Source organism: Pseudomonas frederiksbergensis (assembly GCF_003732275.1).
Classification (GTDB): domain Bacteria; phylum Pseudomonadota; class Gammaproteobacteria; order Pseudomonadales; family Pseudomonadaceae; genus Aquipseudomonas; species Aquipseudomonas frederiksbergensis_H.
Map to the genome: position 1 here is coordinate 41,303 of NZ_MOBM01000003.1, position 23,198 is coordinate 64,500.

General features: G+C 59.1%; 21 protein-coding genes and 1 pseudogene. 15 read left to right on the forward strand and 7 right to left on the reverse strand.

Translation table 11 applies throughout. The features are described from left to right. Positions 1 to 142: 142 nt before the first annotated feature. The gene (locus BK662_RS01730; protein WP_123356205.1) at positions 143 to 820 is read right to left on the reverse strand and encodes a type 1 glutamine amidotransferase domain-containing protein; all 678 of its coding nucleotides are present in this window, start codon (positions 818 to 820) and stop codon (positions 143 to 145) included. A 101-nt stretch (positions 821 to 921) separates the two neighbouring features. On the opposite strand from BK662_RS01730, the gene BK662_RS01735 reads away from it, so the two are divergent. From BK662_RS01735 to BK662_RS01755, 5 genes and pseudogenes are all read left to right on the forward strand, one after another. Then, a complete protein-coding gene (locus BK662_RS01735) occupies positions 922 to 1,116 on the forward strand; it encodes a hypothetical protein (protein WP_123356207.1) in 195 nt (64 codons plus the stop codon). A 105-nt stretch (positions 1,117 to 1,221) separates the two neighbouring features. Continuing rightward, positions 1,222 to 1,740: an Hcp family type VI secretion system effector gene (locus BK662_RS01740; protein ID WP_123356209.1), complete on the forward strand. Its 519-nt coding sequence runs from the start codon at positions 1,222 to 1,224 to the stop codon at positions 1,738 to 1,740. Between the two features lie 198 nt (positions 1,741 to 1,938). Continuing rightward, positions 1,939 to 2,213, forward strand: a pseudogene (locus tag BK662_RS01745) (type VI secretion system tip protein VgrG); the annotation flags it as partial. A gap of 4 nt (positions 2,214 to 2,217) precedes the next feature. Then, positions 2,218 to 2,442: a hypothetical protein gene (locus BK662_RS01750; RefSeq protein WP_123356260.1), complete on the forward strand. Its 225-nt coding sequence runs from the start codon at positions 2,218 to 2,220 to the stop codon at positions 2,440 to 2,442. 298 nt (positions 2,443 to 2,740) lie between these two features. Then, entirely contained in the window at positions 2,741 to 4,609 is a 1,869-nt protein-coding gene (locus BK662_RS01755; protein ID WP_123356210.1) for an ATP-binding protein, read from the forward strand. 501 nt (positions 4,610 to 5,110) lie between these two features. On the opposite strand, the gene BK662_RS34705 is transcribed toward BK662_RS01755, so the two are convergent. The 6 genes from BK662_RS34705 to BK662_RS01780 all read right to left on the reverse strand — a co-directional run bounded on the left by BK662_RS34705 (position 5,111) and on the right by BK662_RS01780 (position 11,812). Further along, entirely contained in the window at positions 5,111 to 5,284 is a 174-nt protein-coding gene (locus tag BK662_RS34705; RefSeq protein ID WP_176466896.1) for a hypothetical protein, read from the reverse strand. Between the two features lie 10 nt (positions 5,285 to 5,294). After that, on the reverse strand, positions 5,295 to 5,537 hold the full coding sequence (locus tag BK662_RS01760; protein WP_123356212.1) for a hypothetical protein: 243 nt from the start codon (positions 5,535 to 5,537) through the stop codon (positions 5,295 to 5,297). 188 nt (positions 5,538 to 5,725) lie between these two features. Next, the gene (locus BK662_RS01765) at positions 5,726 to 6,799 is read right to left on the reverse strand and encodes a lipocalin-like domain-containing protein (RefSeq protein WP_123356214.1); all 1,074 of its coding nucleotides are present in this window, start codon (positions 6,797 to 6,799) and stop codon (positions 5,726 to 5,728) included. After that, positions 6,789 to 9,260 carry an ABC transporter permease gene (locus BK662_RS01770; protein ID WP_123356262.1) on the reverse strand — a complete coding sequence of 824 codons (2,472 nt, stop codon included), beginning with the start codon at positions 9,258 to 9,260 and terminating at the stop codon, positions 6,789 to 6,791. The genes BK662_RS01765 and BK662_RS01770 overlap by 11 nt, the downstream gene beginning before the upstream one ends. Position 9,261: 1 nt before the next feature. Next, positions 9,262 to 9,930: an ABC transporter ATP-binding protein gene (locus BK662_RS01775; RefSeq protein WP_123356216.1), complete on the reverse strand. Its 669-nt coding sequence runs from the start codon at positions 9,928 to 9,930 to the stop codon at positions 9,262 to 9,264. A 184-nt stretch (positions 9,931 to 10,114) separates the two neighbouring features. After that, a complete protein-coding gene (locus tag BK662_RS01780) occupies positions 10,115 to 11,812 on the reverse strand; it encodes a sulfatase-like hydrolase/transferase (RefSeq protein ID WP_123356218.1) in 1,698 nt (565 codons plus the stop codon). A 379-nt stretch (positions 11,813 to 12,191) separates the two neighbouring features. Here BK662_RS01780 and BK662_RS01785 point away from each other — a divergent pair, with 379 nt between their 5' ends. Genes BK662_RS01785 through BK662_RS01830 form a run of 10 tightly spaced genes read left to right on the forward strand, consistent with a single transcriptional unit; the run spans position 12,192 to position 23,192 of the window. Further along, on the forward strand, positions 12,192 to 13,544 hold the full coding sequence (locus BK662_RS01785) for a UDP-glucose dehydrogenase family protein (RefSeq protein WP_123356220.1): 1,353 nt from the start codon (positions 12,192 to 12,194) through the stop codon (positions 13,542 to 13,544). Further along, complete coding sequence (locus BK662_RS01790) at positions 13,541 to 14,599, forward strand: NAD-dependent epimerase (RefSeq protein WP_123356222.1); 1,059 nt, start codon at positions 13,541 to 13,543, stop codon at positions 14,597 to 14,599. Before BK662_RS01785 ends, BK662_RS01790 begins: the two co-directional genes overlap by 4 nt. Beyond that, complete coding sequence (locus BK662_RS01795) at positions 14,596 to 15,342, forward strand: sugar transferase (protein WP_123356224.1); 747 nt, start codon at positions 14,596 to 14,598, stop codon at positions 15,340 to 15,342. The genes BK662_RS01790 and BK662_RS01795 overlap by 4 nt, the downstream gene beginning before the upstream one ends. Then, entirely contained in the window at positions 15,343 to 15,987 is a 645-nt protein-coding gene (locus tag BK662_RS01800) for a CpsD/CapB family tyrosine-protein kinase (protein WP_123356226.1), read from the forward strand. A gap of 23 nt (positions 15,988 to 16,010) precedes the next feature. Further along, positions 16,011 to 17,033, forward strand: a complete 1,023-nt coding sequence (locus BK662_RS01805; RefSeq protein WP_123356228.1) for a polysaccharide biosynthesis/export family protein — start codon at positions 16,011 to 16,013, stop codon at positions 17,031 to 17,033. Positions 17,034 to 17,050: 17 nt separating this feature from the next. Next, positions 17,051 to 18,646, forward strand: a complete 1,596-nt coding sequence (locus BK662_RS01810; RefSeq protein ID WP_123356230.1) for a GumC family protein — start codon at positions 17,051 to 17,053, stop codon at positions 18,644 to 18,646. Positions 18,647 to 18,678: 32 nt separating this feature from the next. Further along, entirely contained in the window at positions 18,679 to 19,734 is a 1,056-nt protein-coding gene (locus tag BK662_RS01815) for a glycosyltransferase family 4 protein (protein WP_375538979.1), read from the forward strand. Then, positions 19,731 to 21,098 (forward strand): O-antigen ligase family protein, encoded by a 1,368-nt coding sequence (locus BK662_RS01820; protein ID WP_123356234.1) that lies wholly within the window; start codon positions 19,731 to 19,733, stop codon positions 21,096 to 21,098. Before BK662_RS01815 ends, BK662_RS01820 begins: the two co-directional genes overlap by 4 nt. Beyond that, on the forward strand, positions 21,095 to 22,063 hold the full coding sequence (locus BK662_RS01825; RefSeq protein WP_123356236.1) for a glycosyltransferase family 2 protein: 969 nt from the start codon (positions 21,095 to 21,097) through the stop codon (positions 22,061 to 22,063). The genes BK662_RS01820 and BK662_RS01825 overlap by 4 nt, the downstream gene beginning before the upstream one ends. Further along, a complete protein-coding gene (locus BK662_RS01830) occupies positions 22,056 to 23,192 on the forward strand; it encodes a glycosyltransferase family 2 protein (protein WP_123356238.1) in 1,137 nt (378 codons plus the stop codon). The genes BK662_RS01825 and BK662_RS01830 overlap by 8 nt, the downstream gene beginning before the upstream one ends. The last annotated feature ends 6 nt before the right edge of the window (positions 23,193 to 23,198 follow it).

The following is a 23,198-nucleotide window of genomic DNA, read 5'->3' on the forward strand; positions in this document are numbered from 1 at the left end:
TGGCGAGGGAGCTTGCTCCCGCTTGAGTGCGTAGCACTCACAAAATCTCCGCTCGTGCGCAGAATTTTGGGGCCGCTGCGCAGCCCAACGCGAGCAAGCTCGCTCGCCACATAAAAATTTTCGACCCGCTGGCTATCTGGGCTTACCCCAGCTTCGCCAACAACGCCTTGGCGGTCGCTTCCGACGAGGCTGGGTTCTGACCGGTCAGCAACAGTCCATCCGCGATCACGTAACTCGCCCAGTCATCGGCCTTGGAGAAAAGACCACCGTTGGCCTTGAGCATGTCCTCCACCAAAAACGGCACCACATCCGTCAGCTGCACAGCGGCTTCTTCGGAGTTGGTGAAGCCTGTCACGCGCTTGCCTTTGACCAATGGCTGGCCGTCCGCATCCTTGACGTGGCGCAACACCCCCGGCGCATGACAGACCGCCGCCACCGGTTTGCCCGCCTTGTAAAACGATTCGATCAGCGCAATTGAAAAGGGGTCTTCAGCCAGATCCCACAACGGGCCATGCCCGCCTGGATAGAAAACAGCGTCATAGTCTTCGGCCCTCACGGTGCTCAGCACCCCGGTAGACGCCAATGCGGACTGGGCAGCGGAATCCTTGCGGAAGCGATCGGTGGCCGCGGTTTGCGCGTCTGGCTCATCGCTCTTGGGGTCCAGCGGTGGCTGGCCGCCCTTGGGCGAAACCAGGGTCAGCTGCGCGCCAGCGTCCTTGAAGGTGTAATACGGTGCGGCGAATTCTTCGAGCCAGAAGCCGGTTTTCTTACCGGTGTTACCCAATTGATCGTGGGACGTTAGAACCATCAGGATTTTCATGTCGTTCTCCAGTCGATTTCAGGATTGTTCAGTGATCTTGGCGCTGGGTTTGACCATCGGACAGCGCTGTTTGTTGCGCCCATTGTCGGGGGTGACGGCTCATGGCCTTGATGCGCAAGAAGTTGCGCAACTATTTCGATAAAAAGCTCCCCAGCGACGCTGGAAGCCAGGTTTATCAAGCCCTCCAGCCGAGTGCGCAAGAAGTTGCGCAGTGCTGCGCAACTTCTTGCGCACCTTTTCAGCTGATCCTTGCCGAAAATCCTTTCGGCGCTGGACAAATCGCCTCAACCACCTGATTTATATAGCTTTAATCATTTATGGCACGAACCTTGATAACAGTCAGGCACCCACCGGGCGATACCGCCTCCCGGGCACCCTGACTTTTAGCAAGGAGCACATCCATGGCTACACCAGCGTACATGTCCGTTACCGGCGAGAAACAAGGCCTGATCACTGCCGGCGCGTTCACCGCCGACTCCGTTGGCAACACCTACCAGGAAGGTCACGAAGACCAGGTCATGGTTCAGGCTTTCAGCCACGACGTGATCCTCCCGCGTGACCCACAGTCCGGCCAATCGACCGGTCAGCGTGTACACAAGCCAGTCGTGATCACCAAGGTATACGACAAGTCTTCGCCACTGCTGCAAGCGGCATTGACCTCCGGCGAGCGCATGAGCGAAATCGTTATTCAGTGGTACCGCACCTCGGCTCAAGGCACCCAAGAGCACTACTACACCACCAAACTGGAAGGCGCGACCATCGTCGCCATCAACAACAAAATGCACAACTGCCAGGATCCGTCGAACTCGCACTTCACTCACCTGGAAGAAGTGCAATTCACCTACCGCAAAATCACCTGGACCCACGAAGTATCCGGTACTTCGGGTTCCGATGACTGGCGGTCCCCGGTCGCTGGCTAAGTCTGGCCGACCGTTTCAAGCATCGGCCGGCTCTGCTGGTCGATGTTGTTTGCGCCCTCCAAGAATTCTGGCGTCCGCAAGCTCCCCCGGGTGCCGCGAACGCCGCTGCACTGCACGAGGAACAAGGGATGTTCGCGCCGGTCAATCAGACTCACTTTGCCCTGACTATCGAAGGTCTGGAAAACGATCTCCAGGTCCTTTCCTCAGGGCTACCGCAACCGCTTCCAGGCCATCCCCTGGGACGTGCCCAACCGCCCGCCGCTGAACCACCCCAAACCACGCATCCTCGGCAGCCAGAGCGCCGTGGTCACCGGGCCAAGCGTGAAGAGATCCACTGCGACCAATACGGCCGCGTCAAAGTGCAGTTCCACTGGGACCGCATCGGTGCGGCCAACGACAAGACCAGCTGCTGGCTGCGCGTGCCCTCCGCCTGGGCCGGCGCCCGTTACGGCGACATCGCCATCCCACGGATGTACGATCCCTTCCCTGCTGATCGACACCGAAGCGCCTGTCGACGTGTTGCACGACACGGCGACGTATCGCATTCGCAGCGTCACTCAACTGTTGGAAACGCTTTCCTTGGGCGAAGCGATTGGTGATGCTGCGCTGTTGCAAGAGTTTGCGCGGGTGTTGGCCATCCCGTTGCGCGATGGCTGCGATTTGCTGGATGTGGTCGGACGGCGGTTGCGAGCGCAACTTTAAATCATCAATAAAAATAGACGCCCCAGGTAGGGTCGCCCATTTTTATATCCGTAACTTTTAAACACTGCCTCCCAGACTTATGCACGCAGCACTTCGCAAGAGTTTGTTAAAAACTGTCTTTAAACTTCTGATCAATCCAAAAAACCGACTCAGCACCGTGAACACAAAAAACAAAAAAACTGGCTATTCGGTCAAGTAACACCTCACCGCCTCACCTGAAAAGCAGCAAAAAACAAAACAATGGTTTTCAGCCCCTCTTCAAATTATGCTTGGGCCTACAGTATGGAGGCTGTGATTTATGTTCAAACTCAAACGGAAAACATGGATTTTTCTCTTGGTCTACACCGTAGGTGTCAGTGGCTATATCTACTATCTCTACGTCGAGACTCAAGGAATCCTCACGGAGAATATTAATAACAAGCTGCTGCATGCCGCGTTGGGCGCTTCGGCCATCCTTGGCGACCGCTACCATGACAATCTGATCGACAAACAGTCCAAATCCGAAGCAGAAGACTGGAATGCCATCCAGCGGCTCTCCCGGTTTAACGACTCCATGGGTACTGCCTTTGTCTACAGCGTGGTCAAACGCTCGGGCAAGGCCTATCTAGTCAGCTCCAGCGCATCGGAAAAAGAGATCCTGGAGAAGAATTTCGTACGCTTTTTCGATCCCTACCCGGATGCCAGTCAGGCTTTGCTCGACAGTTTTGAACGCACCGACCCCACCTGGATCGACTACTCGGATCACTGGGGAAATTTTCGCGCTGTCTTCGTCCCGATGAAATCGCAGGACGGTACGATTTATATCGCGGGTGCGGAGATGACGTTGGCGGATTACTACCAGCAACTTAATCAAGACTCCCTGCACCATATCATCCTGGCCATTCTGGTATTTCTCGTCTTCAGCCTTTTTCGCATGCGCGCTCATCTCCAGCAACTGCAAATAAACGAAGAAGTATTGAATAAGGCAAAAAATGCCGCCGAGGACGCTGATCGTTCAAAAACCAGATTTTTGGCTACCATGAGTCATGAAATCCGCACGCCCATGTACGGTGTTATCGGCGCGACCGAGTTGCTGGCGAGGTCCGCCCTGAACCCTGAGCAAAGCAGTCTGCTAAAAACGATTAATACAAGCGGACGAGCCCTGCTGTCTCTTATCGACAACATTCTCGACCTTGCAAAAATCGAAGCAGGCAAACTTGAATTGAAGCCTCGTGTCTTCGAAATAAGAGCTCTGGTTTCATCCAGTATTGAAATGATCCGGCAAAACATTCAGGACAAGCCAATAGTACTTGAGGTCCAAGTCTCACCAGACGTACCTCGTTTGGTCAAAACCGATACCAATTGCCTTCGCCAGATATTGATCAACTTGCTGGGCAATGCGGTTAAATTCACCGAAGCCGGAAAAGTATCGCTCATGGTCACGACTAGCGGTTACGGCACGCGAGCCCGACTCGAATTCTCCATACGCGATACCGGCATAGGTATCCCCATCGAACGGCAAGACAGCCTGTTCAAGCCCTTTACTCAGTTTAAAGGACTGGCCAGTCAACGCTTTACCGGGAGTGGGCTCGGTCTTTCCATCTGCAAAAATCTGGTCGAGGCGCAGCAGGGGACTTTATCCTTTACCAGTCAGTCTGGCGTCGGATCGACGTTCTCCTTCTCACTCCCCATGGAGCTTTTTTCAGTCTCGGAACTACCCATCCGGGACGACCATGCATCGATTGGTTTCGACTCATCTTTTGCCGAGGATTACCCGCTCGATATCCTGCTGGTAGAAAACCATCCCGTGAGTCAGAAAGTTGCCATGGCGATGTTACAAGAGCTGGGTTATACACCCGACCTTGCGTCAGATGGCCTGGAGGCGGTAAATAAGTGTATGACTTCGACTCCAGATATCATTTTTATGGATATCAACATGCCTGTCATGGATGGGCTGGAGGCCATCCGTAAAATCCGCAAACTACCACTGGGCGATATTTGCTACATCGTTGCTTTCACCGCGAGTGCTTTTTCGAGCGAGATAGAACGTTTCAGGGCCGCCGGTGCCAATGATATTTTGACCAAACCGGCAAATTTTCAGGCCTTGAGCCGAGTGCTACAGCGTGCAGTCAACTACCGGCAGCAGCTCCAGGCCAGCACTCCGGTAATGGATACAATTTCGGGTTGAAATGGACTCAGGCTACAAACGCCATGACAACCCTCTGGTGGGGTGTCCAATGCCCCCCTTTTAACCCAGCCAATAAAAATGGGCGACTTCAAGGTCGCCCATTTTTTATGTCCGAAACTTTTAAACATTGCGTTCCAGAGGAGGTGTTCGCCCAGTGTAATGGCCTGGCAATCCATGCACCGGTAAAGAGCCCTGACACCGGGCGAACGGGAAGGATTTTAATAGAAATTGGCTGATATGTCCTCATGTATAAACATGAAATTTTATACACACAATACTTTGTAGGGCGTTGCTTACACAACGTCTACAAACTTCACAAACTCCCCAGTTCGACCATTAAAATTGATTGTTCTTATACAACCATCTGCACAAAAATAATCAATATGTACAAGTAATGATCGACTTGGTGCTAGCGGGTCACTTTCAAACCTATCGGTGTCGATCACCACAACGCTCTGTTCTACGTTCAGATCTTTCATTTTTCGCCTGCATAGACGCTACTCAGGGAGTGTTCGCAGTTTCTTGCGCGGTGGATTCGCCGCTGTCTGTGCCCTTGCCGCTTTCCTTGCGCCGGGTCGGGTCGGTGGGGCGCAGGGCGTCGTTGTCGCGCTCGACTTCGCCTGGTGGCCGGGGTTCGTCAGGGTTTTCCGAGGGGGTGGTCGGTTTCGGATTCATGGGGTTTTCCTCAGGCTTCGGGATCGTCGACTTCGTGGGCGACGTTCACGGCGGGCGAGTCTTTGTGGGATTGATCGGCCTTGGTCTTGAGGATCTGCCATTGATCGAGGTCGATGGCGCCCTGCCCCAGCAGATCGTCGGCGATGCGCAACAATTCGCTGTAATGCGCGTCGGGAGATTGCTGCCAGTAGGCCTTGTCGTCGAACAGCCGCTGCCAGGTGACAAGGGTGGGCGGTTTGAGGTCGTCGCTCATGGCGGGCTCCTGCCGGTATTATTACGGTAGAGAGATGGAGGTCTCTCGGAGTTCCTGTGGGTTGGACGCATTAAGAGCAGGATCAAAAGATCGCAGCCTTCGGCAGCTCCTACACCGACCGAGTACACCCGTGACATTGCGGCGTACGCATAACCGTAGGAGCTGCCGAAGGCTGCGATCTTTTGATCTTAATACCCGGTCATCTCCAGATACCCCTGTCCGCCATGACTGCCACTGAGCCGAACCGGACCTTCCCAATAGGGAATGCGCAAGTCCATCCAGGCCTTGGGGTTGATGGCGCCGATGGTGATATTGAGGTGCTTGGCGGGAATCTTGATCGACCAGCGCACGGGCATCGAACGCCCGGCCACGTTGGCGGTGTCTTGCGGTGTGAGGCTGATATCGTCGGCATGCAATAACAGCGTCTGCCCTTGCGCATCGATCCAGGTGCCGGTGAGGTACGGCGAACCGTCCTTTTGCCGCATGCGGTAGAGCATGACTTGTTCGCCGCTGTCCAGGTGCAGGGAGAACCAGTCCCAACCGGTCTGGTTGGCGGTCAGGGGTTGGCTGCTCCACTCGCGGTCGAGCCAGGCCGGGCCGCTGACGGTGTAGGTTTTGCCGTCGATTTCCAGGGTGCCGCTGGCCTGGAAAAACGGTTGACTGTAGTAATACGAAGCCTGGCCTTGTTCGGATTTCTGGCTGAAGCCTTTATCTCCCTGAAGTACCAGCGGACGTGTGGAGGTCAGTCGAAGCTGGTAGCTGAAAGTCTTGTCGCGGGCGCTGAGTTGCAGGTTCGCCAGAGGGTCTTCATCGGTGGCCTGACTGCTGAAACGCCAGTCGTCGATCCATGCGTTGAACGGCGCCAGGCTCACGCCGGCCTGGCCGACGCCGCCTCGGGCGTAGCGTTCGGCGGCATGATGGGCCGTGGCAGAAGTCACGGCCGCGTGGCCCAGCCAGATGGTCTGATTGCTCCAGCCCGATTGTTCGGGAGTCGCTTTCAAGGCACTGCGAAACAGCGTCCATTGCGCGCCGAATTCCTGGCCCTGATCATCCTTGAGGTTGGCGGTGACGTACCACCATTCAATGCGAAAGCCATCGTGCGCGCCGTGGTCTGCCGGAAAATTGAAGACTCGTTCGGGTACCACCGGGGTAAATGCCTCGGCCTGATGACCGAGGCCGGCGAAGCCTTTTTCCGGCGCAGGCGTGTTGTCGCATCCATTCAGCAGCGCGGCCAGGAACAACACACCGAGCTTAATCTTCATGAGTAAACGTCCTCAGCAGATCCGCCGGTTGCGTGCGATACAGCGAGTACAACGGCCACGCTGACGCGAGCAACGTCGCGAGCAACGCCAGGCCCATCAACTGCAACAGTTGCAGCGGAAACACCCGCAACGGCAAGCGCCAGCCGAAGGCCTGAACGTTGATCACCGTGTCCAGGCACCACGCCAATGCGATGCCCAAGGGCAATGCCAGCACCAGCGTCAGTACCGCCAGCAACCAGGTCTGTCCGAGGTTAAGTAGCATCAATTGTCGACGGGTCACGCCCAGCGCCCACAGTGGCGCGAGTTGCCCGAGGCGGCTCTGGCTTTGGGTCAGCAGGCTGATGAACAGCGCCACGCCCGCGACGCACAGCGTCAGGCTGTTGAGCGCGGCCGTGGCGGCGAAGGTGCGTTCGAACACTTGCGTGGACCAGCCTTTGAGCCGGGTCTGATCGACGATGCGGCTGTCGTCCAGGGTGAAGCGGGTTTGCAGCGTGGTCAGGAACCCAGGGATCGATGCCGGTTCGATGCGCAGGTTGAAACGACTGGGCGTCAATTGCGGCCAGCCGCGCAGCAGATGATTGATGTTGACCAGCAGATGCCCCTTGGGATTGCCGTAGTCGGCGTAGATTCCGACGATCCGTGGCGACCATGGGCCATTCGGTGTGGGGATCGTCAGGTGATCACCAAGGTGAACCTTCAAGCGCCGGGCCAGTTGCTCGCTGAGCATCAGCGCGTCGTCCTTGGCCAGTCGCTCCCAAGGGTCGTCGCCCAAGGCTTCCAGCAGGGGCCAGTGCTGACGATAAGTCGGGTGATCGATCACGCCAAAGACGTCCGCCGGCCAGCCCTGCAACTGGATCGACACTTGCCAGTTCGGTAGCACCGCCGTGACTTGAGGTTGTTGTTTGAGCCAGATGTGCAGTTCTCGAGCCTGGGCGGGATTTTGCGGATTGAGGTACAGCTCGGCGGTCAGGCGTTGTTCGAGCCAGTTGCTGAACGTCTGACGGAAACCGGCGGTCATGCTGCCGGCGCCGATGTTTGCCGCCAGCGCCAACAACAGCGCCATCAAGGCCAGACTCAGGGCCGGCAGTTGCTGACGGCAGTCGGCGAGAAACCATTGGCCGAGCACCGAACGACTGCGCCCAAGCACCCAGTTGAGCACGCTATTCAACACCACCGGCAAGGCCAGTGCGGCGCCGATCAATAACGCAGCCATCAGCACGAAGCCGCTGCTCAGGCTGTCGCCGAAGCTTAACGCCAATAACGCGATCATCGCAGTTATCGCAGCGACCCAACCCTGACGCCGCAACCAGCGCGCGTGGGCCTGATGCCAGGCTTGCGGATTGGCCAGCGCCAGCAACGGCAAACGCGCCGCTCGCAGCAAACTGTTGGCACCGGCCAGCAAGGCACCGAACAGGCTCAGGCCGATACCGCTGAGCCACCACAGCGGGGAGAGATTCAACTGCCCCGGCACCTCGGCACCGTACAAGCCACGCAGGCTGGCGGCGACGTCCGGCAACAGCACGCCGGCCAGCAGGTAGCCGCTGACGACGCCGGCGATACCACCGATCAGCGCCAACCCACCCAGTTCGACGGCAAGGCAGGCAATCAACATGCGTGCGCTGACCCCACAGGCGCGCAGGGTTCTGAGCAAGCTTCGGCGTTGCTCCAGCGCCAGGCCGATCGCCGCGTGAACGATGAACAGGCCGACCACGAATGACAAAAAGCCCAAGGCATCGAGGTTCAGGTGGAAGCTCTCGGTCAGGCGCGCAAGATTGTTTTCTTCGCCGCTGCTTTTGAACTGAAGTTGGCCCTTGAGCTCACCAGGCAGGGTCGCGCTGAAATCCTTGGGCAGCAGCAGGCGTGACAATTGATCGGGCAATTGCAGAATCTGTTGGGCGAAGCCGATGTCCACCAGCAATACACCGGGCGCCATGTCGGTCTGTGCATGCAGCGGCGGCAAGGCGACTCCACTCTGGGCCACCGGGGTGTCACCTTCGTGCAAGCCCAACGCCTGCAAAGTCTGCGGTGAAATCCAGGTGCTGCCCGGCGGGGTGAAAAACTCCACAACCTGTTCGATCGGCAACGACCGACCGGCCACTGCGGAACCGGCCGGCAGCGATACCGGCTCAATCCCCATTAACTGCAAGCGCTGGTCTTCATGGCCCTTGAGCGTCACCCGGCCTTGCAACACGGGCGATACCGGCCACCCCGCACGACGCAGGTCGACAAACACTTGCTGGGAAAACACCCCACCACCGGGAGCACTGAGGCTGGCTTGCGGCTCGCCGCCGATCAGCTGACTGGCCCGGGCGTAGCTTTCTCGCGCCTGGCTGTTCAGCGCTTGCACGCCAGTCAGCAGACTGGTGGCGAGCCAGAGCCCGGTCAGCACGCTGAAAAATTGCACCGGGTGCTGTCGCCAATGGCTGAGCAGCGCCCGCAACGTTTCGCGAAAAACCCGCACCTCAGCGCTCGTCCGCGCCAGCCAGACGGCCACCGTGCAGCACCACTTTGTCTGCCAACCGCGCGGCGACCCGTGGGCTGTGAGTGACCATCAACAACGTCGTCGGGCTGTCGTCGAGCAGTTCCAGCAACAACTTCAACACCTCATCGCTGGTGGCTTCATCGAGGCTGCCGGTGGGCTCGTCGGCCAGCAGCAGTTTCGGTTGCGATGCCAGGGCGCGACCTAATGCGACCCGCTGCTGTTGCCCACCAGACAGTTGCTCCGGATAGCGTCGCAGCAAATCTCCCAACCCCAGACGTTGCACCAGATGCGCTTGCCAACGTGGATCGTGGCGCCCGGCCAGACGCGCCTGAAACGCCAGATTGTCTTCGACGCGTAAACTGCCGATCAGGTTGAACTGCTGGAACACCAGACCGATCTCGGTGCGGCGCCAGTTCGCCAGTTGGCCTTCGGTCATCTGCTCCAGCCGATGCTCACCGCTGCGGATGCTGCCACGATCGACCTTGTCCAGCCCGGCAATCAGGTGCAGCAAGGTGCTTTTGCCACTGCCCGACTCCCCCATCAGCGCCAGACTGCTGCCGGGCTTCAACGTGAGGTCGACGCCTTGTAGCACGGGCAATGGGCCTTGGGGGGTGGCGTAGCTTTTGAAGACGCCCTGGACCGAAAGCATGAGGGGAGACTCGTTGAAGACAGTGGGCCTAGGATAGCGGACGGCAGCGACACCGAGTTATCGTTTATCGCGAGCAGGCTCGCTCCCACATTGAATTTTTGGTGTACACAAAATTTGCGTTCACACCTATCAAATGTGGGAGCGAGCCTGCTCGCGATGAGGTCAGATCAGCCAACAAACAACCTCACTGCCCCACCGCCACACTCGGCACCACCTGCCCCGGCGTCACAATGCTGTTCAGGTCAATATGCTTCCACTCAGGCGTAGCCCCCAACCGCGCATTGAACCGATAGTTAAACGTGAAATCGTCCGCCGTCGGCACACTCAAGGGTTTGCCATACACCGCCTCAATTCCCGCCAGGTCATAACCCATCACCTGCAGCAACGTCGGGAAGATGTTGTAGTGACTGGAGCGATCCTTGTTGGCCGGCAACTGTGCCTGCCAGTCCAGGGTCTTCAAACCGCTGCCCGAAATCACCACCAGGGGCACCACCCCCTCCTCCTCCACCGGATCACCGCCGCAGTGGGTATTGAGCCCCGGGTTACCGCGCTCGTGCAGATCCTGCCCGTGGTCCGAGGTGTAAATCAGCAGCGCATGACTCAAATCCGCCTGAGCGAAAACCCGAGCGAAGAACTCGCCGACATTCCACAACACGGTATTTTTGTAGGCATTGCGGTACAGCAACCAATCATCCGGCTGACCGTTGAAACCATCGCGGTTGCCCGTGTCCGCCACTTCGACAAACTGCCCACGGGGCAATGTCGGGCGGTAAGCCATGAACGCGTCCGGGTACTTGTCGTGTACCGGAAAATGCGCGCCGACCTTGTTGATCACCACCAGCTCCGGCTTACCGTCGTTGAGCAGATCGATCAGCTTGGCCGCCGCTGCCATGTCGCGATCGCGCACGCTGGTCTGGTCGAATTGCACGAACTCGTCGATGTCCTTTTTCTCGGCAGCGTTCATCAGGTTCTGCAAGTTGCCACCAGTGCGCTGGGAGTCGATGTAAACGGTGCGCAGCCCGGCGTTTTTTGCGTACTGCCAGATCGAGGGCAGCGTGCTGTTGATCCGCATGTAGTCGGCGCGGGTGCCACCGTAGCGCAGGGTGACATTGGTGTCGGCGCTGCAATTGGCGATGGATGCCGCGTAGCCGTAATTGAAAATGTCCACGCCCGGGCGCGGTTCCTTGAGGTTGCTGTGCACACCGAACGGCGTGTTGATGTCCAGATAGTTGCCGGAAATGCTCTCGTCGATGATCAGCACAATGTCGTGCCCCACCGGCTGATCGATGCGCGTCAGGCTCACCGGTTCACGCGGGCCAACGGTGTTGTGCAGCGCTTCATAGGTGAACAGATTCAAATAGGCCAACGGCGTGTACATGATCGGCAAGCCACGGGCACCCTCACCGGCCCGTACGAACAGTACTACGCTGAGCATCAGCACCCCGAGCACAGGCGCCGCCACCAACAGCGTACCCGGCAATGGCGCCCGTCGACGCGGTTTGAGCCCGATACCGAACAGCAGCAAAAGACCACTGACCATCGCGCTGATGATTGCATCGCGATACTGGTAAGCCGCTTCTTGAATGAACCCACCGGAATACACCAGTGACACAAAACTGCTGTAAGTCATGTAACCGGCAGTCACTTGCGTATAGACGTCAAAGAACACTGCCGAACCAAACATCGCCAACGCGAACAGATGACGGATCAGCGTCTGGCGGATGTACGCGGTCATGAACAGCGTCACCGTCAGTACCACGAACATCCCACCATACAGCAACACCGGGTAACCGATGCCCAGAGCAGTGAGGCGATCAACGTAGTCGTCGTAGTTTTTGAGTAAATACAGAACCAGCAACAGTTCCTTGAGGTATCGGATCATGGTGATTACAGCGTCTCCCGGCCAATGGATGATCGGCCATTTTCTGACACTAGCACCGAGCCTTCGAAGCGCAAGAAATGCCGGTTTTTTTTCTAAAGCGTCAAAAAAACGTTGCCTCAAATCTGACACACTCACACGTCTGTAACCCTTGTGTTTCAAGCCTTAAGACCGTTTATCGTTTTCTTCAAACCCTCAGCAACCCCTCAAAACCGCGGCAAATCCAGCAGCGGCAAGCACTTGATGGCAAATAGCCCGTGAAATCGGGGTTTTCCCGGTCGCGTTACCCGTCATTTTGCTGACTCGCTTTCCCACGGCTGGGCTATACCCCTTTTGACAGTCTCATTTCAGTTACATCCACCGTTTTACGAGGCACGCCAGTATGGACGTGAGCGTATTTGGTACGGGTTACGTCGGTCTGATACAAGCTGCGGCATTGGCCGATGTCGGACATCGTGTGCTGTGTGTTGATATTGACCCCAACAAGATCAAGCAACTGCAACAAGCCGTGCCCCCGATCAGCGAACCGGGACTGTCTGGCACACTGGAAGACAACATCAAGGCCGGTCGCCTGCTCTTCTCCACTCAGGCCAGTGACGCGGTCGAACACGCCGAACTGATTTTCATCGCGGTGGGTACACCCGCCGATGAAGACGGTTCCGCCGACCTCAGCCATGTGCTGAGTGTCGCCCGGCAGATCGCCAGTTTCATGGAGTCCGATCGCACCCTGATCATCAAGTCCACCGTGCCGGTGGGCACTGCGGACCAAGTGGCAAGCACCGCCAACGAAGAACTGCAACGCCGTGGCAAAGAGGCGTTGAACGTGCGGGTGGTGTCCAACCCGGAGTTTCTCAAGGAAGGCAGCGCCCTGGCCGATTGCATGCGCCCGGACCGGATCATCGTCGGCACCGATGACGATGAAGCGCGCAACCAATTGAGCGAACTCTATGCGCCGTTCTGCCGCAACCGCGAAAAGCTCATATTCATGGACAACCGCAGCGCCGAGCTGACCAAGTACGCGGCCAACGCAATGCTCGCCACCCGCATCAGTTTCATGAACGAGCTGGCCAACCTCACCGAGTTGCTGGGGGCCGACATCGAAGCGGTGCGCAAAGGCATCGGCTCGGACCCGCGCATCGGCTATCACTTCATCTACCCCGGCTGCGGTTTCGGCGGCTCGTGCTTTCCCAAAGACCTGCGTGCCCTGTTGCACACCGCCGAACACAACGGCATGCCATTGCGTCTGCTGCGCAGCGTCACCGACGTGAACGACAGCCAGCGGCACATTCTGTTCAGCAAACTGCAGGCGCTATTTCCCGATGGCCTGGTCGGCAAGTCCATCGCGATTTGGGGCCTGGCCTTCAAGCCCAATACCGATGACATGCGCGAAGCCCCCAGCCGTTATCTGATGGAGGCGTTGTGGGCCGAAGGTGCGAGCGTGCAAGCTTACGATCCGGAAGCCATGTCCGAGTGCCGGCGCATTTACGGCTACCGCGATGACCTGCACCTGTGCGCCACCCGCGACGACACTCTGGAAGATGCCGACGCGCTGGTGATTTGCACCGAGTGGAAGAATTTCCGTGTGGTCGATTTCGACCTGCTGGCGAGCAAACTGCGCGCGCGGGTGATCGTCGACGGGCGCAACCTTTACAACCCGGAGCACGTGGCGGCGGCCGGTTTGCACTACAGCGGCATCGGGCTTCGGCACATCGTTCCCGAGGCGCCGCGGTCATGAAGATACTCGTCACCGGAGCGGCCGGTTTCATTGGCGCCCATTGCGTGTTGCGGTTGTTGCGCGACGAGCATCGGGTGTGCGGCCTGGACAATTTCAACGACTTCTACGACCCGCAACTCAAACACGACCGCGTGGATTGGGTACGTGGGCTCGTCGGCGATTTTCCGCTGGCGAAAGTCGATGTGGCCGACGCCACGGCCCTCGACGCCCTATTTGTTCGTGAACAACCGGAAGTGGTGATTCACCTCGCCGCCCAGGCCGGAGTGCGGTATTCCCTGGAAAATCCCCGGGCCTACCTCGACAGCAATCTGAGCGGGTTCCTGAACATCCTCGAAAGCTGCCGCCACCACCCGGTCAAGCACTTGATCTATGCCTCGTCCAGTTCGGTGTACGGCGCCAACCAGCACACGCCTTACTCGGTAAAGGACTGCGTCGACCACCCGTTGTCGCTGTACGCCGCGACCAAAAAAGCCAATGAGTTGATGGCCCACAGCTACAGCCATCTGTTCGGCATTCCCTGCACCGGTTTGCGTTTTTTCACTGTGTACGGGCCTTGGGGCCGGCCAGACATGTCACCGATCCAGTTCGCCCGGGCGATTGCCGAAGGTCAGCCGCTGAAGCTGTTCAACTACGGCCAGCACCAGCGTGATTTCACCTACATCGACGACATCATCGAAAGCATCGCCCGTCTGATCGAACGCGCGCCCCAAGCGACACCGCAGTGGAACCGCGAACAACCGGACCCCGCCAGCAGCATGGCGCCATGGCGCATTTACAACATAGGCGGACAACAGCCAGTGGAGCTCAAGGACTACCTGGCGCTGCTGGAGAAACACCTCGGACAAAAAGCCCTCGTCGAGTTGCTGCCCCTGCAACCGGGCGACGTGCTCAACACCTGCGCCGATGCCAGCGATCTGGCCCAAGCCACCGGTTTCCAGCCACGGATCGAGCTGGATGAAGGACTCGGACGATTCATCGCCTGGTTCCGCGACTACTACCCACTGCGCAACGCCCCATCGCCACTCGCGTCCGGGCTTCAGCGGAGGCCACTATGACTGGACAAGAAAAAGGCGTGTTGCTCAATCACATGCAGCGTGACAAACGTCTGGACCCCGAACACCGAATGCGCCTGGACACGGCGATCCACATGCAGGGTCGCGGCTGGCTGACCGGCCGTGACGGTGGTCGCCCCTGGACCCTGTCGCGAACCAACCGGGTGGTTGCATGCCTCGGTGCGCTGGTGATTCTGCTGCTGCTCTCCCCTGTGTTGCTGGGCCTGGCGCTGGTGATCAAATTCAGCAGCCCGGGGCCGGTGATGTTCGTGCAAAAGCGCACCGGTTACCGCGGCCGCCTGTTCGGCATGTACAAGTTCCGCACCATGGTGAGCAACGCCGAGGAGCTCAAGGAATCCTTGCGGCACCTGAACAAGCACGGCGCCGACGCCATCGATTTCAAGATCGACGACGACCCACGGATTACCCCCATCGGCGGCTTCCTGCGGCGCAGCAGCCTCGATGAGTTGCCCAACCTGATCAATGTAGTCAGTGGCGACATGCGTTTAGTCGGTCCCCGACCGACCTCGTTCAACGCCTATCGCTACAAAGACAACCACCTTGCACGCCTGAGCATCTACCCCGGCATGACCGGCCTGTGGCAGATATCCGGGCGCAGCAATATCGACTTCGACCAGCGCGTTGAGTTGGACCTCAGCTATATCGCCGAGCAGAGCCTCTTGCTTGATCTGAAGATCCTGTTGAAAACCCCCTTCAAAGTATTCAGCGGCCACGGAGCGAGTTAAATGGACGGTTCATCGAATAAAAGCCTGACCATCGCCAGCCCGAGCGAGTCCAACCTGACCTCGACCGTGCTCGACCTGGATCTGCGGATCCTCTTCCTGACCGCCGCCAATGCAGGCGCCGGCACCACCACCAGCGCCCTGGCGCTGGCCGGCCAACTGGCGTCAATGAGCAGCGGCCAAGTGCTGCTGGTAGACGCCAGCCAGTCGGAGAGCAACCTCACGCAACAGCTGGGGCTGAGCAAAGAGCGCGGCTTTCGCGACTTGCTGTTCAACGCCTCGCCGCCGCTGCTGCAGGACTGCCTGGTGAACGTATCCAGCCTGCCCTTCCACATCCTGCCGAACGGGCGGCACATCCGCGGCGCCGAGCACCTGACGACCGAGCAGCTGGCTCCGTTGCTCAACCAACTGGGCGATCGCTATCGCTTCGTGGTGATCGACGGCGATGCAGTGTATTCGGCCGCCGACACCCTGGTCATCAGCACCCTGGTGGACGGCGTGATCATGGTGGTACGCGCCGAAGACACGCGTTGGGAAGTGGCCCAGGCCGCGGCCCAGCGCCTGACCCAGGCCGGTGCAAAACTGGTGGGCAGCGTCTTCAACCGGCGCAAGTACTACATGCCCAAATGGCTCTACAAAAACCTGTAAGCAACCGCAGAAAGGATGACGCCATGAACGCCAAAATGCTTGTCCTGCTGTTGCTGCCGCTTGCAGGTTGCTCCAGCACCAGTGAAACCCAGAATATGCCGGTGCAGATCCTCACGGCCGAGCCGGCCAATGCCCAGGCCACCGACATGCCCAGGGTCGAACAGACCCTGCGGCCCAAGGACGTGCTGGATGTGATCTTTCACATCAGCACCAGTGGCTCGGGCGCTTACCGCATTCAGTCCGGTGACCAGGTCGCCCTGAACTTCACCGCGGCCAGCCAGCTCAACGGCACTCAACTGGTGCTGCCCGACGGCACCATCGAACTGCCGGGGGCCAATACCGCGGTGAAAATCGCCGGGCTGACGGCTGTCGAAGCGCGGCAGGAGATCCAGCGTGCCTATGAACGCAAATCCCTGTTCCAGCCCAATCGCAATCAGGTGACTGTGCTGGTCACCAGCCCGCTGAGCAACGAGCAAAACCTCAAAAGCGCCCTGAACCACCCCGCTACCGGCATGAGCCGGGAGATCACCGTGGGCAACGACGGCTATGCGAGCTTCCCGGAAATCGGCTCCGTACCGCTGCAAGGCATGACCGTCAACCAACTGGAAACTTTCCTCAATCAACGCTACGCGCAATTGCCGGGGCGGATGACTGTCGACGTCATGCTCAAATCCACGTCAGGCAACGAAATCTATGTTCTGGGTGAAGTCGCGCAACCGGGCTCCTACCCGATTCGCCGGCCGGTCTCGGTGCTTGAAGCGCTGACCCTGGCCCGTGGCACTAACGTCAAGGCTCGGCTCGATTCGGTGGTGATCATGCGCCGCACCGGCAACCAGGTGCAGGCCGTGCATTACGACGTGGAAAAGGCATTGTCCGGTGACGCGTCGCAGATTGCTTACCTGCAACCGGACGACATGCTCTACGTGCCCAAGACCAAACTGGCCAGCGCCGGTGAACTCGCGCGGCAACTGGCGGATGTAGTGTTGTTTCAGGGGGTCGGCTTCAGCTTCGGCTACCGCGTCGACAACAAAGGCAGTGACAACTAACGCTCAGGTGACCGACCATGAACCCAAAGGAAAACTACCTGCATGAGTTCTTCAGGATCTTCTTCGCCAACAAAAAGCTGGTGAAGCGAGTCTTCCTGACCTTTGCAGTGATTGCCCTGATCTTGCCGCTGATGCTCAAACAGAGCTTCGACATCACCGCGCAGGTGATCGTGCAGTCCAAAAAACTCTCCCAGGGAGACGCCACCACATCCCTGACCCAGGGTGACGCCTCGTTCATTCCGCCGTCGCTGGCGGACATGGAAACCGAGAGCAATATCCTGCGTTCGCCGGCGTTGATCCGTCAGACCATCAGCGACCTGCGGGACAAAGGCGAGTACGCGCCCAACCCCGGGATCTTCAACAAACTGGTGACCGAACCGATCAAGCGTTTTGTGACCACTCCCTTGCGTGAGTACGTGGTCAATCCGGTGCGCGATGCATTCGGGCTTGAGACCGATCCGGTTCGGGACACCGCCCTGGATACCTACACCCAAGAGGCCGTCGATAACCTGAAAATCGAAACCCTGCCGGGTTCCAACGTGATCTCCATTGTCTACAGCTTTGGCGATCCCGCCCAAGGCACCCGGTTTGTCGCGGCACTGTTGCAAAACTACCTGGCCAGCCGTCAGGAACTGCAATCGATCGATCTGCCGCAGAGCTTCTACGAAACCAAGAAGAAGCAATATCAGGTGCGTCTCGATGGCCTGGAAGGCACGCGACTGGCGTTGCTCGAAGGAGTGGCTTCATCCGATCCGAAGGAAGAAATCACCTTCCGTCTCAATGCCATCAACACCGAAGAACAGGCCCTGAACCTGTATCAGGATCGCCTGCTGCAAAGCCAGCGCTGGCTCGACTACCTGAAAACCGCCCTGACGTCTGCCACCAATACGTCCCGGCTCAGCGACTACACCTTCCCCTTCACCTTCACCACCACGGTGGACAACATTGCCTTCGAAGACCGTGAGATCAGGCAGCTCGGTGAGCAACTGACGACTCAGGTCAGCCGCTACATGAACGACCTGGCAGTCTTCCAGCCGGGCAGTGAACCGATGCTGTTGACCCGCGAGCAGATTTCCCGCACCCGTCAGCAGTTCCTGAAAATCGTCAGCAACCGGATTCAGGAGCGGACCAACGACCTGGCGATTGTCACCTCGGTGATCAAGCAGAAAACCGCGCGCATCGCCGACTTCAAGGACCGCATCCATCAGTTGCAAGTGGCTCAAAGCAAGTTGCAGCAAATGGACACCGAGATCAATGCCTTGCACGCGGCGTTCTCCACCTACGCCCAACGCTTTGCCGAAAGCAGTTCCGCCGGTTTGCTGGACAACGATATGTCCAACGCCCGGGTACTCAGCCCGCCGTACGAACCGACCGATGCGGCGTTTCCAAAACCGCTGCTGATCATTCCGTTCGGGATGCTGACCGGTCTGCTGCTGGCGATTGCCTTCGTCTACATGCGTGAGTTCTTCGATCACCGCTTCAAACACCCAGCGCAAATCACCCATGAACTGGGCTTGCCGGTGCTGTTGGTGATCAACGAGCAAGACGTCCTGCCGAACAACCCGCACAAAAACTGGACCGTGCCTAGCTTCGTGTATTGGGTGCGCCATTGAACGGGCCGCTCAGCGCCAGCGCTCTGCCGATCATGCATTTGATCAGCAGCGGCGGCTTCTATGGGGCTGAGCGGATGCTGCTGGACCACTGCCTGGCGACGCCGGGGCGGCACCAAGTGCTGTTTCTCGATGCGCCGCCAGTGCTTATCGCGCGATTTCGCGAGGCTGGGGTCGACTGCCGCAGCTTCACGGGTTTGAGGGAATTGCTGCGTCATTTACGTCAGCGGCGGGCTGAACAGCCGCTGATCAATACGCACAATTTCAAGGGGCTGTTATTTGGTTGGGTGAGTGCGACGTTGTTGAACTTGCCGCTGGTGATTACGCAACACGGTTTCACCCCGCGCAGTCGCAAGCAACGCCTCTACGGCTGGCTGAGTTTGCAACTGTGCCGCACGGCGTCGGTGCATCGCGTGGTTTGCGTGGCTGAAAGCATCGCAGTACTGCACCGCAAAGCCAGTGTCCGGACGGAGAAACTGCAAGTGATTCCCAATGGTTTGCCAAAGGCCAGCGGCCTGCTCCCCCACAACGCCACGCACCCGCGCTGGCTGGCGGGTTACGTCGGTCGGCTGAGCAATGAAAAAGGCCCGGACCTGTTTCTCGATGCCCTGATTCCGCTCTGTCAGCAACACCCGCAACTGGACGCCGTGATGCTCGGCGACGGCCCGGAACAGCAAACCCTGCTGGCGCGGATTGCCGCTGCCGGCTTGCACACACGCATCACCTTGCCGGGTTACCAGACCGACATGAACCGGTGGTGGCAACAACTCGATGCGCTGGTGATCAGCTCGCGCACCGAGGGCACGCCGATGATTTTGCTGGAGGCGATGCAGGCCGGAGTGCCGGTGGTGGCGTTCAGCGTCGGCGGGATTCCCGATGTGTTGGAGGACCGGCGCAACGGCCTGCTGGCAACACCCACCGACAGCGTCGCCCTCGCCCGGCAGATCGAAACGCTGCTGAGTGAGCCGGCCCTGGCTCGCGAACTGATCGACAACGCTAGACGTACGCAATTGGACCGTTACGACCTGAAGGCTTTGGCCGAACGCTGGTCGCAGCTTTATATCCGTACTGCACGGGAGGCACGCGCGTGATCTTTCCGCTCTCGATCGTCAGTCTGCTCGCACTGGTCTGCCTCGGTTTGCTGGCCAGCCCTTATCCGTATCTGGCGCCAGGCGCGGTGCTCGGCCTGGTGGCTGTCGCGGTGCTGTACCGAAAACCTGCCTGGGGTTTATTAGGCATCGCGGCGCTGGTGCCCTTCGAAGGTTTCTTCAAGGGCAGTGCGCTGTCGGGTACCAAATTCATCGGTGCGTCACTGGCGCTGATCCTGATGTTGCAACTGGCCATCCACCAGATTCCATCCGAGCGCCTGCGCAGCAACATCTGGCGCTACCTGATCTGGTTCATGGTGTTGTACCTGTTGAGCATGATCAATACCGACAACCTGGACATGTCCCAGAGCCATCTGCGGGACATAAGCGTAGGCCTGGTGCTGTTTGTGATCACCTTGCTGGTCGGCCGTGAGTTGAACCTCGATCTGTTCGCCCAGCTGGTGACCCTCAGCGTCACCGCGACCTCTGTGCTGGCCATGTTCTCCACCAAGTATCAGGACCAGGGCCGCGCCGCCGGGCTGCTGGAGGACGCGAACTCGTTTGCCCTGCTGATCGCCTTCGCCGTGCCGTTGGCCATGCTGCTGGTGATCCGCGGCCCGAACCTGTTGCACCGATTGTTCTGGGGCGCCTGCTGCATTTTGCTGCTGGGCGGCATGACCAAAACCGATTCCCGTTCCGGGCTGGTGGTACTGCTCCTGAGCTTGATGATCGGCGCCTGGCACTACCGCGCGCAGTTGCCACGCATCCGTCCGCGCCACTTGGGTTTTGCCATGCTCGGCCTTGCGATCGTGATCCCGGTGGCGACTTATTCGATGCCGGCCGGTTACCTCAAGCGCATCCAGTCCTTGAGCATCTTGAAAGAAGGCGCCAAAAGCCAGGACGAATCCCTCGGCCGCCGAGCGTCATACCTTGTGGTCGGCAGCCAGATCATTCGTGAGCACCCGTTACTCGGTTCCGGCCCCGGCACCTTCCCGCTGCACTACGCCACCTCCGGTTACGCCAAGGTGTTTTCCGCCAACCGCAAGCCCGGCGACTTGTACCGTCGCGCTCACAACACTTACATGGAAATCTTCAGTGAACTGGGGATTCCCGCCGGGCTGTTGTTCGTCGGCATGCTGGGCCTTGGGATGTACAACCTGATCCGCGCCCGTCACGCCTGGTTGCTGCGACGGGACTGGGAACAGGCCGACCTGATCACGCACCTGGGCATCAGCTATCTGTCGTTGACACTGTTTTTGATGTTCCTCAGCGCACCGAATCACAAATACCTGTGGATCATGCTCGCCCTGACTTTCGTGTTGCGCCTCAAGGCTGAAGAACCTCCGCCGACGGAGGCCAGGGCATGAGCCGCATCAGCCTCGTCATCCCGATGTACAACGAAGCCCGACACATCGCCCGGACCCTGCTCGCTGCGCAACGCGCCGCCAATGCCGCAGGGCTGGAATGCGAGTTGATCGTGGCCGACAACGGTTCCACGGATCAAGGGCCGCACATTGCGCGGCAAATGGGCGCGCAGGTGCTGGTTCTGCCGGGCCTGCTGATAGGTGCGCTGCGCAATCGCGGCGCCGCCATTGCCACAGGCGAATGGCTGGCCTTCATTGATGCCGACATCGAAGTGCCCGAGGACTGGCTCACGCTGTTGTTGAGCATCCAGCCTGCAGTTCAGGTCGACGTCCTGGGACTGGACCTGCACACCCCGGCCGAAGCCCCGTGGTATGCCAATGCCTGGCAACGCCGCACGTTGCGCCCGAACGATGAAACGGTGAAAACAGTGCGATGGCTGCCCAGTTCCAACCTGTTGATGCGTCGTCCATGGTTCGACAAGGTACGCGGCTTCAATGAAAACCTGCGCACCGGCGAAGACAAAGATTTCACCATGCGCCTTTCCCACTCTGGCGCACGTCTGCTGTCCGTCAACCAGAGCGTTGCCCTGCATTGGGGTTACGAGAGCAGTTGGCGCGAATGGATGGGCAAGGAGTTCTGGCGTCAGGGAAGTCACCTGCAATTACTGCGCAGCCACGGCATGAATCTGCGTTTACTGCGTTTCCCGATGCTCTCGATCATCGCCTGGGTGTTGGATTTCATGGCGCTATCCGCCCTGCTCAACGGTTCCCCCCGACTGGCGCTATTCATGCTGTTCGTCACCAGCCTGCCAGCGCTCGCCCAGAGCCTGCGGCAAAGCCTGAAACACCGTGACCTTCGCCTGATGCTGCAATTGTGGGGCCTGCACTGGGTGCGCCTGCACCTGGCCGGTGCCGCGCTCATCCTGAGCCTTTGTCATTGGAATGCCAGGAGGCCGGCCCGTGGCTGAATTCATTTTCTGGTTGTGCCTGTTCTTGCCCGTGTATGCCTGGCTCGGCTACCCGCTGCTGCTGACGCTGATCGCGCCGTTGTTCCGCGTGCGGCGTCACGCACCAGCACAACCCATGAATGTCAGCATCATCATCGCCGCGCACAACGAGGCCCGGCATATCGAAGAGAAGTTGCGCACCCTGCTCGCCCAGGATTATCAGGCGCGCTCGCTACACATCATTCTGGCCAGCGACGGCTCCACCGACGACACCGTGGCCTGCGCCCACAAGGTCATCGACCCGCGCATCAGCGTGCTCGACCTGCCACGTCAGGGCAAGGCGGCCACCTTGAATGCCGGCGTCGCCCTGAGCACGAGCGAGATTCTGGTGTTCACCGACGCCGACAACCAATGGTCGACCGACACCCTCGGCCAGTTGCTCGCGCCCCTGGCCGATCCAGAGGTCGGGGCCTGTGCCGGGCACATGCTGATCCCGGTGCCGGGCGAGGGCCTGAGCCTGGGCGACAGCCTTTATCGGCATTACGAAGGCTGGTTGCGCAAGATGGAAAATCGCACCGGCTGCATGGTCTCTGCCGACGGCGCCCTGCTCGCCCTGCGCCGCGAGTTGTTCCAGCACGTGCCGGCGGAGGTCAATGATGACTTCTTTATCAGCACCTGCGCGCCGGTGGCGTTCAAACGCATCGTCTATGTGCCCCAAGCACAAGTGAGCGACCAGGGCGTCGACGAAATCGCCAAGCAATGGCGTCGTCGCCAGCGCGTCACCGTCGGCGGCCTGCAAAGCCTGGCCCAGCGCCGGGAGATGCTGAACCCTTGGCGGTATGGCCTGTATGCGATTGCACTGATCAGCCACAAGCTGATTCGACGCCTGGCACCGATCCTGTTGGTGCCGTTGCTGCTGAGCAATTTCTGGCTGTGGAATGTACATGGCTTCTATCGCCTGAGCCTGATCGCGCAACTGCTCGGTTACGCGATGGCCATCGTCGGCCTGCTGGATGTGCAACACCGTTTGCCCAAACCCTTTCGCCTCGCCGCGTTTGTTCTGGTGACCCTTGCCGGGATGAGTATCGGTCTGTGGCAGTTCTTGCGCGGCCAGCGGTACGCGCAATGGAACCCCGAGCAAAATCGTTGAAAGGAC